A 13,872-nucleotide genomic window follows, 5' to 3' on the forward strand; every position below is an offset into this window, starting at 1 on the left:
GTTGTAGCACCAAATCTTTTGTGGTAGTATGGGAGCATTACACATACTTTTGGCTATGATCAAGTTCCATGACAAAAAGGTTAATTGGTTTAACAGGAGGCATTGCTACGGGCAAAAGTACCGTGGCTAATTATTTAGCAAGTGTATACGGGTTACCCATTTTAGATGCAGATATTTACGCCAGAGATGCAGTGTCCGAGAGTTCGGTCATTCTTAGTCAGATTACTCAACGTTATGGCAAAGAAATTTTGCTTACAGATGGTAATTTAAATCGGAAAAAATTGGCAGAAATTATTTTTAATCAATCCCCTGAACGCTCCTGGGTGGAAAATTTGATTCATCCTTATGTCAGGAATTGTTTTTTAAAAACTATTGAGGAGTCACCACATGACACCTTAGTTTTGGTGATTCCCCTTTTATTTGAAGCGGGTTTAGAGAATCTAGTTAATGAAATTTGGGTTGTTTATTGTCAAGGCGAAATACAAAAACAACGACTAATGAGTCGCAATGATTTAACGGGAGTACAAGCAATGGCAAGAATTAACAGTCAATTACCATTAGAGGAGAAAGTTGCTCGTGCGGATGTTGTTTTAGATAATTCTTCTGATCTAGAATCTCTGTTGCGCCAAGTGGATCTGAGCATAGCTAGGTTCCACTAAACTTGAGCTAAAACGAATGCAAATGCTGGAAGTTGCAGACTAATTTCTCCTGGTACTATTTGGATTGACCCACCAGATGTTCCAAATAGTATATTAGGTTCGGGAAAATCACCATGATCATCAGGAGCTTTAAAAGAATGATTATATATATCTCTAGATCCCATATTCATAGCAGCTAGAAGACGGTATTTCTCAAGCGGATGGTGAATAAGTAAGCATAATACACTGTGATTTTCATATAATAAGGTGCGTGTGCCATTTACAATCAATTTGTATTGCCAGCGAATGTGGGCAAGTTTTTGAATTAGTAAAAAGGTGGGGTGGTTTCTGTTGTAAGGTTGAAAAGTCTTGCGGTTGATTACCCCAAATTTCCAAGTGCAACTGGGATTATCAAACATATCTTCCCGTACATAACAATCATGTCCAATATAACTTGATTTTTCTTCATCATGAAACAAACCTAGTGCACCGTCAAACTCTTGTTCTGTTCCCTGGTAAATAAAGGGTATTTGTGGACCTAATATTAAACAAGCTAGAGCAAAATGTAGGCGAATACGTGCTTGATCCCGGCTATGAGTGCGATTTAAAAACTCATGGAAAACTCTATTTGTGTCCTGATTTTCTAAGAACATAATATTATTTTGCCAACCTGCATAGTAGGAATGTGATGGCTGCAGAAAACCACAAAAATAGTCTGTGAGACCAGAAAGCCAATTACCATCTCCAAAAGACTGCTTAACATCATAGTAAGTGGGATAGTCAATCAAACCTGAGAACTTGGCTGGGTTGTATTCTAGTACTTGTTCGTGGGTACTACCTGCATGCTCAGCTATTTGCACAAATTCCTTTTTTCCTAGGATGTGGGCATATCTTGATATTTCTTCTACGCAAGGTTGCCAAAAATCTAAACCAATGTGACGCGCAGCATCATAGCGGAAGCCATCAATATCCGTCTCAGCAATCCAGTATTTTAAATGTTGTAGTAGTAATTCGCGAACATAATTTGTCTCCGTACGCCAGTCTTCTAAAAAACCGAATAGTCTTTGGTTAACCATATCGGTGTATTCTGGTCCATGAAAGAGTGAGGTATTCCTTGCTTCCACGGGAAAAGGCATAACCGTCAACTCATCACCCTGTATATATTTAAATTCTCCTCCTGGTGGACCACCGTATTCTGGCCAATTGATGCTGTCAGCGATGTGATTATTAACTACATCTAAAATAACGGCAATATTTAATTCATGGGCTTTTTTAACCATTTGACGTAAACATTGAAGTGTACCTAAACGGGGATCAACCATTAATAGATGAATAGGATGATAACCATGGTAACCATCAGGAGCATTGACATATATGGGACTAATAATAATTACTCCTACACCTAGGTATTTTAAGTATTCTAGATGCTCAGTTATACCTTTTATTGTACCACCATGACTAGAATGGGGACAGGAAAGATCGTATTTTACTAAACTTAAAGGACTACGAACTATATGTTTGCTACGGGCAAATCTGTCAATTAGTATAGAATAGAACAAGCGAGAACTCCAGTCCTGGGGACTAGGTGTCATGGATATGGATGGTTGTGGTCCGTAAACATGGTGATTATTCAGCAGTCCCAAAAATACAGATGAAATTTCTGTTAGGGAGCGGGGTGCTTCATCGCAAACTAACAAAATTTGCGATCTTTTACTAGTATGTTCCTTACCATTAATATCTATATAACCCAGTCTATACTTACATCCCCCACCATTACCAAGGGGTGGAAGGGTAACTGAAAACATCTGGAAGCCATTTTCAGTTAAACCTTCTGTTTTTGCTATTATCCGGTCTAAATCAGAATATCCCTGACCATCATTTAACTCGCAGACCACCTGTCCCAGGTCTGGATGTTTAGATAGGTGAACACCAAATCTAATGCGGATTTTTTCTTTTGTTCTAAATACCCAATTATAGGGTGCAATATCTGGATCTAAGTGTACTTCACAGTACTCATCAAAATAACGCATAATTTAGACTAGGTTAGAGGTACTAAAATCATTATAGAGGGTGTTTGAACTGATGAATAGAGGATGATTTAGCCATACCATGCTGATAGCTAGGATCATCATAATCCCAACAGGTTACTAATTCAATTAGGGTAATTTTATTGCTACCATAAACTTTGTTTTTAGGACCTTTAAGATTTTTAGGTTTTTCAGTTCAATTTTTTCAACTTTGAATTTTGTAGAAGGTTAGCTTTCTCTTCCGGTGTCATAGACTTAAGCCGTAAAAAGGCTTTAGCAATTTTTTCAGTGTTACCCAACTTAGTTTCTTTCTCAATTAGCAGAAGTGCTATTTTCTCAATAGTTACTGCATCAAAGAGTTCTCTTAATGCCAAGTCAATCGCAAACACCTTTTTGATGTATCCATGAAATTGTCCTGCTAATAAAGAATGTCCCCCTAAATGGAAGAAGTTGTCTTGCACACCCACTTTTTCTACCTTCAGTAATTCTTGCCACATAAGTACTAGTACCTCTTCAATAGAGTTTCTGGGTGGTAACCAGTCCTTATTTTCTCCTTTGTAGGTTGGTATGGGTAAAGCACGACGATTAATCTTATTGTTCCCAGTAAGAGGAATTTTATCAATAAAGACCCAAGCCGAAGGTATCATATACTCAGGCAAATAATTATATAAGTATAGGCGAAGATCTTCTATTGTTGGAGCTTGAGTTTTGGATACTACATAAGCAACCAATCGTTGTTCAGCGGGAGTGTCACCAATTGCTTGGACAATAGCCTGAGTAATAGCGGGATGGCTGGATAAAATGGTCTCAATTTCTCCCAGCTCAATGCGATAACCACGTATTTTTACTTGGTAGTCTATTCTGCCTAAAAACTCAATTTCCCCATTTGATAACCGTCGAGCTAGGTCTCCAGTACGGTATAAACGCGATCCTGGCTCTTGGGCAAAGGGATCGGGAATAAATTTTGTTGATGTGAGTGTGGGGTTGTTTCTATAACCTCTCGCTAGTCCTAGACCACCAATATACAATTCTCCCACAATTCCTTCCGGTAGTAGGTTCAAACCATTGTCTAGAATGTATAAAGATGTGTTGGCAATTTCTCGACCAATAGAAATTACATCTTTGGACCTTTCCAGTTGTTTAACGCTTGACCAAATTGTGGTTTCTGTGGGACCATAAACATTCCAGAGGTTTATATTCAATTGCAAAAGCACAGTTGCCAATTCGCGTGGTATAGCTTCTCCCCCACACAGGGCACAAAACTGATTCTTGGGTTGCCAACCCGCTGTTAATAGCAGTTTCCAAGTGGTGGGAGTTGCCTGCATAATTGTAGCTTGGCTTCGCTCTAACAAATCAGCCAGTTTAAATCCATCCTGGGCTGTTTCTTGGTTGGCAATAACTAATTTTGCTCCACTAATTAAGGGCAAAAATAGTTCTAATCCTGCAATGTCAAAGGATATGGTTGTCACCGCCACTAATGTATCTGTACTACCTGGTTGTAGCTGATTCCTAAAACTAAGTAGGCAATTCACTAGGGATTGATGATTAATTTGTACTCCCTTCGGTTTACCCGTAGAACCAGATGTATAAATAATGTAGGCTATGCTGCCTAAATCTAATGGTCTTGGTTGAAAGGAAACAGCTATTTCTTCTTGTAGAATTGCTTCTAATACCAACACCGTAGCGGAAGATTTAGGCAATCGAGAAACAACAGAAGATTCGGTTAGTATTATTGCTGCTTGGCTATCATTAATTATCCATTCCAGGCGATTTATTGGGAAAGCTGGATCTATTGGTAAATAAGCAGCTCCAGATTTTATAATTCCTAACAGTGCGGTTACTAAACCTGCATGGCGATCCACGCACACCCCCACTAATGTTTCTTGCGTGACCCCTAACTCTACTAGTGCTTGGGCAATTTTATTGGCTTGATCATTCAATTCGCCATAAGTTAACCATTTTTCACCTTCAAGAATTGCAGGGGACTTAGCATTCTCTGACACCTGTTGGTTAAACAGATCCGCTAGAGTCGCAACTGGTGGTTGATGCTTAATAGGTATGAGTGGGAAGGTGGGTAAACATATCTCGCCAAGAAATCTCGGTGATTTGGTCGCCAAGGTGTTTAATATATCTGTAACATGTTGTAATAATTGTTGCCGCTCCTTGGTGGTTCCTATTTTTTGGAAGGCAATTTTTAAGGTTAAATCTTTTCCTGGTAACGCGTAAAGACTTATGGGGTAATGATTTTTTTCTAGTGATTCTACATCGCTAATTATTAAATCATCATTATGGTTGCGTATTTTTTCACCTACAGGGTAGTTTTCATACACCACGATGGACTCAAATAGTGATTCACCTCTATTTATGTTACTCCAACCTTGTATATCCACCAAAGAACTATAGGAGTGTTCACTAATAGATAAAATGCGATCGCTTAATTCTTTTAACCATGTTCCTACTAGTTTGTCTGGCTCACATTTGAGACGTAAGGGTAGAGTATTAATAAATAAACCCACCATCTGTTCAAAACCAGATAATTCCGTAGGTCTTCCGGAAACTGTCACCCCAAATATAACTTCATTACTACCGCTATATTTGCTGATTAAAATTGCCCAGGCTGCATTTATTAAGGTACTGACAGTAACCAGGTGTTTATTTGCATAGTTTTTGAGCTGGGCATAAACTTCCGGTTGTAGAGTAGTTTGTAGAACCTGATAATCTGCTCCATTATCTAATGGATCGCTGGTTAATCCTATTTTAGTTACAGAGTCTAAACCCGCCAATTGATCGCGCCAAAAAACCTCTGCTTGCTGAATTGGCTTTTGATTTAACCAGACAATAAAATCCCGATAATTAGGAACTGGTGGCCACGTCAAAAATTGATGCTTTTGCTCTGCTTGGTAAAAGGAAATAACATGTTGAAAAACTAATGGCAAGGACCACCCATCTATTAACACGTGATGGTGTGTCCAACAAAATCGCCATTTTGCCTTGTCAGTTTTTACCAAAATTAACCTCATCAAGGGTGCCCTTTCAGTTGACAAACCCTGTTGACGATCTTCCATTAATAAATCTGACCATTTTTGCTCCCAGTCATCAGTACCGCACCAATCTTGATAAACAAAAGGCAAATTCACCGTGCTATGTACTCTAGCTAAAGGACGGGGAAGGGATTCCCAAATATAGGATGTGCGTAAGATAGAATAGTGATTAATGCAGTTTTCCCAAGCTGACTTAAATATTTCCACATTTAAGTCTCCCGTGATTTGACCTGTTACTTGTTGTAGATAAATGTCTTTTTCAATCTCATAGTTAGCATGGAAAATAATACCCTCTTGAACTGGTGCAAGAGGGTAGATGTCTTGCAAATCACTTATTCCACTAACAGCAATATTGAATTGTTCCTGATTTAAATTAGCTAAGGGAAAATCTTCGGGATTCCAACGGACAAGTTTTTGTTCGCTACCCATTAACAAGTTACGTAAACATTGTTGATAGGTATGCAGCAAATTACGAATAGTTTGTTCCCGGTGTAAGTTGGTGCTAAAACCAAAACGTATTTCCAGTTTCCTATTCACAATGAGACCAGTTATTTCCAATTGGAAGGTACGTTGATTTTCAGGATGTCGAGAAATCCCCGAATCTTGTGCTGCTGGTGTGAAGGGTGCATCAGCTGGAATTTGCTCATCAAACTGTCCCAAATAGTTAAAGATAATTCCTTGGGGGATGGGAGGCAAAATTTCCCCATGTTCTGGTTTTTGACTGAGAATACCGTAGGATAAACCATTATTAGGTATTCCATTTAGCTGTTCTTTAAGACCCGACAAGTTATCTAAGACATTGGAATTTACAGTTGTTATTCTAAAGGGAAAAAGGGAAGTAAACCACCCGACAGAGTCAGATATATCCAGATCTAAACTACTTCCTCGACCATGGGTTTCTAAAGCAATAACTATTTCCGATCTCCCAGTCCATTCTCTCAGTGTTGTTGCGAGTGCTGTAAGTAAAATTTCTTGAATGCCCACTTTATGGGTACGGGAAATTTCCAACAACATTTTATTAGTTTCCGTTTCTGTGAGAGCAAACGCAATTTGAGCAGCTGAATTTTCTTTGTTATCTGCTATTTTTTCAGGAAAATCCACAGGTAGAGTAAAGTCAAGGACTGCTTGTTTCTGCCAAAATTCCAGATCTGCTTCCCAGGCAATATGGCTCATGTTGTGTAGATAACTACTCCACTGAGGAAAACTCACACTTGGCTTTGCTTGAAAGGAAGATAGGGATTGATCTGGAGTAACATTGACATTTTGGATATTCCCAACCAAATCCTGGAGAATTACACGCCAAGACACACCATCAACGATGAGGTGATGAATAATTAATAATATTTTATCAGGTGTAGTTGCTGCTGTTTGGAAATAAACTACACGGAATAACCTCCCAGTTTCCAGGTTCAGTTGTCCTTGAAACTGTGTAGCTAGGGTTTGGAGGTGGGTAGATAATTCAATTTCTGGAATATCCGTTAGATCAACAACGTCCACATTTAAATGCTGACTATCATTATCCAATTCTTGTATCCATCCCTTTTCCGTTTGACGGAATTTTAATTTGAAAGCGGGATGTTTGCCCATTATTTGATTAACAGCTTTTTGTAAATCTCCAGTAGTAATCTGTGCTTTTACATCCAACAAAACTGCTTGATTCCAATAATGGGGATGTGGTAGGGATTGCTTAAAAAACCATTCTTGAATAGGGGTTAACGGAATTTCTCCTGTTTCAACAGTTGGCAGTTGAGAAAAGTTATCTTCTTTCCTTACATGATTTGCTAAATCGGCTACCGTAGGGTATTTGAACAGATCTTGGGCCGTGAAATAAATACCCAAGTCTCTGGCTTTGGCAATAATTTGTAGCCCGATAATTGAATCACCACCCAACTCAAAGAAGTTTTCACGAGTACCCAAACGAGGTACTTTTAACACCCGTTGCCACAGTTCAGTTAATATTTGTTCAGTTTCACTTTCGGGGGCAATGTATTCTTGAGATAGAGTTGTTTTTGCAACTTCTGGATCAGGTAGAGAATTAATATCAATTTTTCCATTGGGTAACAATGGCAAAGTATCAATATTAATAAATAAGGTAGGAATCATATACTCTGGTAAAATCTGACCCAATTCCAACCGCAGAATTTTTTGCCAATTGTTCGGTGTAGTTAACCGAGGTTGTACATAGGCTACCAGATAATTTGATCTGTCGGAACTGGAAATTTGGGAATCAGAAATTACTTTAACTAATGCACGATTTACCCAAGATTGTGCCTCCAATGCGGCAACAATTTCACTAGTTTCAATGCGGAACCCGCGTACTTTTATTTGTTGATCTATACGTCCGAGAAACTCTATATTACCACCTGGTAAATAACGAGCACGATCTCCTGTATCATACATTCTCTGTCCTGGGACAAAAGGATCGGGTAAAAATCTTTCCGCAGTCATTCCTGGTGCGTGCCAATAACCACGTGCCACTTGGCATCCTGACACAAAGATCTTCCCTGGTGTTCCTATGGGTACAGGTTGGAGTAAGGAGTTGAGAATATATAATTTGACATTGGTGACTGGTTGACCTAAGGGAATCTGGTCAAGATTGGCAATATTGTCATTTTCTTGACAGTTGTGGAAGGTAACGTCAATTGTAGTTTCCGTCGGACCATAAAGATTAATTAGAGGAATAGGTAATTTTTCCTGAAACTTCTGCCAAACTCTGTTTTTGAGAACCTCACCACCACTAAATACCAACCTCAAACTGCCACAATGCTCTAGTTCAGGCTCACCCAAAACTACTTCCAGCAAACTGGGTACTAATTGGAACAAGGTGACTTTTTCTTGTTGTATAGTTTTTACCAAGTATGCTGGATCTTGGTGTCCTCCTGGTTTAGCCATGACCAGTTTTCCACCTACCATCAATGGTGTCCAAAATTCCCAAACGGAAGCGTCAAAACTGAAGGGGGTTTTTTGCAGGACTATATCAGCATTAGTTACACTGAACTTGTCTACAAACCAAGTTTGATGGGATACTAAAGCTCCATGGGAAATGGCTACTCCCTTGGCCTTACCAGTAGATCCGGAAGTAAAAATAATGTAGGCAATATTATCAGGAAAGACGGAGACATTTAAATTTGCCTTAGACTGCTCCCCAATTTCTCGGTGTTGAGTGTCAACAAAAATGGTTTTCTGGGAATTTTGGTGGTAATTGACTTTTAAATCTGAACGAGTCAGGAGCAAATCAAGGTTCGCACCTTCTAACATAGATTGGACTCGGGCGCTTGGGTAATGGGGATCTATGGGAACATAACAACCACCTGCTTTCATTACCCCCAACATGGCACAAACCATATCTAGGGAACGTTCCAAACAAATACCTACAGGTTTTTCTTGGGTTATACCTTGGGACTGCAAGAAATGTGCCAGCTGATTAGCTTTTTGATTTAACTGCTCGTATGTCCAACCTTCCCCCTCACAAATAACTGCTATCTCTTTGGGCCTGACTGCTGCTTGTTGAGCAACAATTTGATGAACTGGTGTAATTGTTGGACGAGAAGTTGATAGTTGTTTCTCATAAATAAATTCCTGTGGCGCTAATGAAAATTCCCTATTTCCCACACAGTTTTCACTCACCAGTTCTGAGCAAAGCTGATAGTAATTAGCAATATTATCAACTTGGTCTTGAGTAAATTCAGCATGGCTATAGGCAATATTCAGGCTTATATTAGCCGATGCAACTTCCTGGTTCCAAGTAACCGCAAAGGGGATATTGGTTTCTTCAAAAGATGTTGATTTTAATAACTCTACCTCACGCCAATTTAATAATCCTTGGTAAACATGAAAATGAATGAAATTCAAGGATGTTTCATATAGGGGAAGACCACCATTTAGTCTTTGCACTTCTGGTAGAGGAAATCGACGATTTGCTACTAATGCTTGTTCAGCTAACCATGTTGCCTTAATCAAATCTACCCAAGAACCATGAGGTAGTCGTAACCGTAATGGTAAGGTATTTAAGAATAGACCCAAAACTTGGTCGCCATCTGTTGTGTCAGGTCTACCATTACTAACTAATCCTGTCACTATTTCTTCATCTCCTGAAAACACAGACAGAATGTGTAAATGTATTGCCAACAATACAGTTCTCAACGGTACGCCTAATTGGTGAGCCACATCTTTTAAACCTTGGGAAGTTGTCTGTGATAAGGTGATATCAACTTTTCCAATGGTGGGGTGCATTTTGGGAAGGTTTTTTCTTGGTAAGCGAGGCAATTTAGTCAAGGGAATATCTTCTAGCTGTTGTTGCCAAAATTCCCTTTGTTTTTTATCTTGTAAAGCTTCTTGTTCCAAGGCAATAAACTGGGAATATTCCAAACCGGTTTGAGGTGATAAACTGGGGACACCTCTACCCATTAAGTGTAAGTATAAACCTGTTAAGTCAGTTAAAAATTGCGCCAAACTCCAACCGTCCATAATGGCATGATGTAACACTAAGGTAGCCTCAACTACATCCTCACTTAACTGATGAATAAAAAACCGAATTAATGGTGGATTTTTGTAATTAAAACGACTTTGTTGTTCTCCCTCAATAAAGACTCTAAGATAATCATCTTGTGCAGATGGGGATAAATTAGTGAGGTTTTTAAAAATAACCCTTCCCGATACATCTTTAATAATTGCTTGTAAAGGTTGACTAAATTCTCCCAGAAAAAATGCCGTCCTCAGCACTGGATGTCTGGTAAACATCTGACTATAAGCCTGTTCCCAAACCTGTAGATTAAAAGGTATGCGAATGCGGAAGCTAAAAAGATCTTGATAAGTTGTAGAAGTTTGGGAATATTCAGTGTGAAACCACATTCCTGCTTGTAATTGTGCCAACGGATAAGCATCATCGGCTATATTGGTGAGTTTCTCTCTATCTTCAGTAGCAATTAAACCAAATGGTTCCTGATAATAATCCTGTTTTTTTCCACCAGATAGTGGTTGTAAGGTTGTTTCCAAATCCGTTGCTAGATCTGCTAGAATGGGATGGGTAAATATCTGCTCAATCTTCAGGTTGAAACCTGCTGCTTGGGCTAGAGAACAAACTCGAATACTACGGATTGAATCCCCACCTAAAACAAAATAATTATCAAATCTACCAACTCTCTCAACTCCTAAAACTTGCTGCCAAATGGATGCCAACTTCCGCTCAATTTCTGTCTCTGGTGCAGCAAATTCAATCCCTATATTTTCCCTTTTCATCTCGGGAATAGGTAAAGATTTTCTATCTATCTTACCGTTAGCAGTTAGGGGAAACTTATCCAGATAAACAACCTGGGAAGGGATCATGTAGTCAGGTAAAGACCGTTGTAGATGATCGCGGATATCTTTGATAGTCGGTTGTTTTTCAGGAGAGCAAACTAAATAGGCAATTAACCGATTCTCACCTGTTTCTATGTCAGTTGTAACCAGGACAATATTTTCATGAACATCAGAAATCTCAGCCAGGACATTTTCAATCTCCCCAATTTCAATCCGGAAACCCCGGATTTTCACTTGGTAATCTATGCGTCCTAAATATTCTAAATCCCCATTAGGAAGGAATCGACCCAGATCCCCTGTGCGATAGAGACGGCAATTCGGTCTAAATCTGGCCTCTATAAATCTTTCTGCTGTTAATTCTGGACGGTTCAAGTAACTATGGGCAACTCCCGCTCCACCAATATACATTTCCCCAATTACCCCTGTTGGTAGCAGGTTGCCATCAGCATCCAGAATGTAAATATCTAAATCCGGAATTGGTTCACCAATTAAACTACCAGATAAGTTGTCTATATCTTGTTTGCTAATTGGTCTATAGGTTACATGAACTGTTGTTTCTGTAATCCCATACATGTTAACCAACCGCGTTTGATTGTCTCCATATTTTTCAAACCAAGGAGATAAACTCCCCAAATTTAGGGCCTCACCACCGAAAATTACATAACGTAAATTGTCAAGATTACAATTTGAGTCTGCAACTGCTAACAACTGGGCAAAAGCTGAGGGAGTTTGATTGAGAACTGTAACTTTCTGCTCCTCTAATAATCTCAGAAAAGTTTGGGGATCCCGACTTACGCAATAGGGAACAATTACCAATCTACCACCATATAGCAAAGCTCCCCATATTTCCCATACAGAAAAGTCAAAGGCAAAAGAATGGAAGAAAGTCCAAACATCTTGTTGATTAAATTTAAACCAATGCTCTGTACTTTTAAATAGCCGGGTCAGATTCTTGTGAGTGACCAATACCCCTTTTGGCTTACCTGTTGAGCCAGATGTATAAATAATATAAGCCCCTGAATTCGGGGTTACATTGTCTGTGTCTATAGGTTCAGCACTTGTTTTTAAATAAGCTGCATCTTCAACATCTAAACAAACTCGGGTAATACCATTTGGCAATTCTTGGCTGGTGTTAGTTGTGGTGATAATTACTTCTGCACCACAGTCTGTAATGGTAAATTCAATCCTGTCACGGGGGTAACTCGGATCTACTGGAACATATATACCCCCTGCTTTCACCACACCTAACATGGAAATGATTAATTCGGGAGTCCGGTCTAAACAAATTACCACTCGTTTCTCACTACCGATTCCCAGAGATTTTAAATGGCAAGCTATGGCATTAGATCGTTCTTCTAATTCTCGGTATGTCAGTGTTTGATTTTCATAGGTTAAAGCTATACGTTCTGGATATTTACTGGCAGTCTCAGCAAACATCTCATTAATAGTAGTATATGAAGAATTAGTTTGTTCTCTTTTGTTTTTTATCTGTTGCTTTTCTTGGTGACTCAACAAGGATATGTCTTGCAATAACGATTGAGGATGATTCGCCATGTTTAATAATAAATTGCTAAACTGGTCTAGCAATAATTTCATGGTTGTGTCACTAAAACGATTCGTATTATAACTTAGTTTAATAGCAATTGTATCACTGGGAATGACAACTAAGGTAATAGGATAATGAGTGGTCTCTAAGAAATGGGACTCTGCTACATTTAAACCAAAATCACTAATTTTTAATAACTTATCAACGGGGAAATTCTCAAAAGCTAGCAGGGTTTCAAACATCTCACTTCCTGCGGGAATATCACTCCATGCGCGAATATCTGATAAACTTGTGTGTTCAAATTGACGCATTGAAGCTGCCTGGAATTGTAAATTTTGTAACCAAGTATTCAGAGTTTGATCTCCTGATATGGCAACCCGGAATGGTAAAGTATTGATGAATGGCCCAATCATTTGTTCTACCCCGGGAATTTCCGGAGGTCTACCACCAACTGTAATCCCATACACAACATCATTACTGCGACTGTAACGGTTGAGCAATATTGCCCAAGCTCCCTGAATTACGGTATTTAGGGTAACGCTACAATTTCGTGCTAATCTCCCTAATAAATCTGTTATTTCTGGTGATAATTGTTTGGTGATTTCACCACCTTTGAATTTAGGATTTACTCTGCTTTTTGAGGTCATTAGTAAGGGTGTAGCACTTTCAAACCCTGACATGTATTGCTGCCAAAAAATTTTGCTCTCTTGCAAATCTTTCCGTTTTAACCAAGCTATAAAGTCTCCGTATGGACGTCTATTTGGTAGGGCGACTTCTATATTTTCTTTAGCTGCTTTGTGTAAGGTGAGGAATTCCTTAAGCAAGATGGGCCAAGACCAGCCATCTAAAATTATATGGTGATGACTCCATACCAAATACCATACATCTTCCCTAAAACGAATTAAGGTAACTCGCATCAATGGGGGACGATTCAGAACAAATCCTTTGCGTTTATCTGCTTCTAAAAAATCTTGCAGGCGGTGTTTTTGTACGTCATCGCTTAGTCCCCTCCAGTCTTCCTCTTCTATATTAAATTTTAGGTGACGAAATACAACTTGTACAGGCTCACTTTGCCCTTTAGTAACGATTGCAGTTCGTAAAATGGCATGACGATCTACCAAAGTCTGCCAAGCTTGACGCACTGCAACTGTAGAAACATCCCCTTCTAATCTACAATGTAATTGTTCAAAATATACTCCCGATTCTGGTTCATATATGGTGTGAAATAAAAGTCCCTTTTGTAATGGTGTCAGGGGGAAAATATCTTCGATTTTGTCTTTGAGTCCAGCCATGAAATTTTACCTTTTTTTGATTTATTTAAA

3 protein-coding genes are annotated in these 13,872 nt (G+C 39.0%); 1 reads left to right on the forward strand and 2 read right to left on the reverse strand.

The window, feature by feature from the left end:
* Positions 1-68 precede the first annotated feature (68 nt).
* On the forward strand, positions 69-659 hold the full coding sequence (coaE, locus tag ASL19_RS09965; protein ID WP_057178214.1) for a dephospho-CoA kinase: 591 nt from the start codon (positions 69-71) through the stop codon (positions 657-659).
* Here coaE and ASL19_RS09970 read toward each other — a convergent pair.
* Both ASL19_RS09970 and ASL19_RS09975 read right to left on the reverse strand, forming a co-directional pair.
* A complete protein-coding gene (locus tag ASL19_RS09970) occupies positions 656-2,668 on the reverse strand; it encodes an alpha-amylase family glycosyl hydrolase (protein WP_057178215.1) in 2,013 nt (670 codons plus the stop codon). The genes coaE and ASL19_RS09970 overlap by 4 nt on opposite strands.
* Before the next feature lie 188 nt (positions 2,669-2,856).
* Entirely contained in the window at positions 2,857-13,842 is a 10,986-nt protein-coding gene (locus ASL19_RS09975) for a non-ribosomal peptide synthetase (RefSeq protein ID WP_057178216.1), read from the reverse strand.
* Positions 13,843-13,872 lie beyond the last annotated feature (30 nt).

Source organism: Cylindrospermopsis sp. CR12, assembly GCF_001432185.1.
Taxonomy (GTDB): domain Bacteria; phylum Cyanobacteriota; class Cyanobacteriia; order Cyanobacteriales; family Nostocaceae; genus Raphidiopsis; species Raphidiopsis raciborskii.

Bases quoted from the DNA above. Each gene is read 5' to 3' on its own strand.
- ASL19_RS09970 (WP_057178215.1), bottom strand. From the start codon at position 2,668: ATGCGTTATTTTGATGAGTACTGTGAAGTACACTTAGATCCAGATATT.
- coaE (WP_057178214.1), top strand. From the start codon at position 69: ATGACAAAAAGGTTAATTGGTTTAACAGGAGGCATTGCTACGGGCAAA.
- ASL19_RS09975 (WP_057178216.1), bottom strand. From the start codon at position 13,842: ATGGCTGGACTCAAAGACAAAATCGAAGATATTTTCCCCCTGACACCA.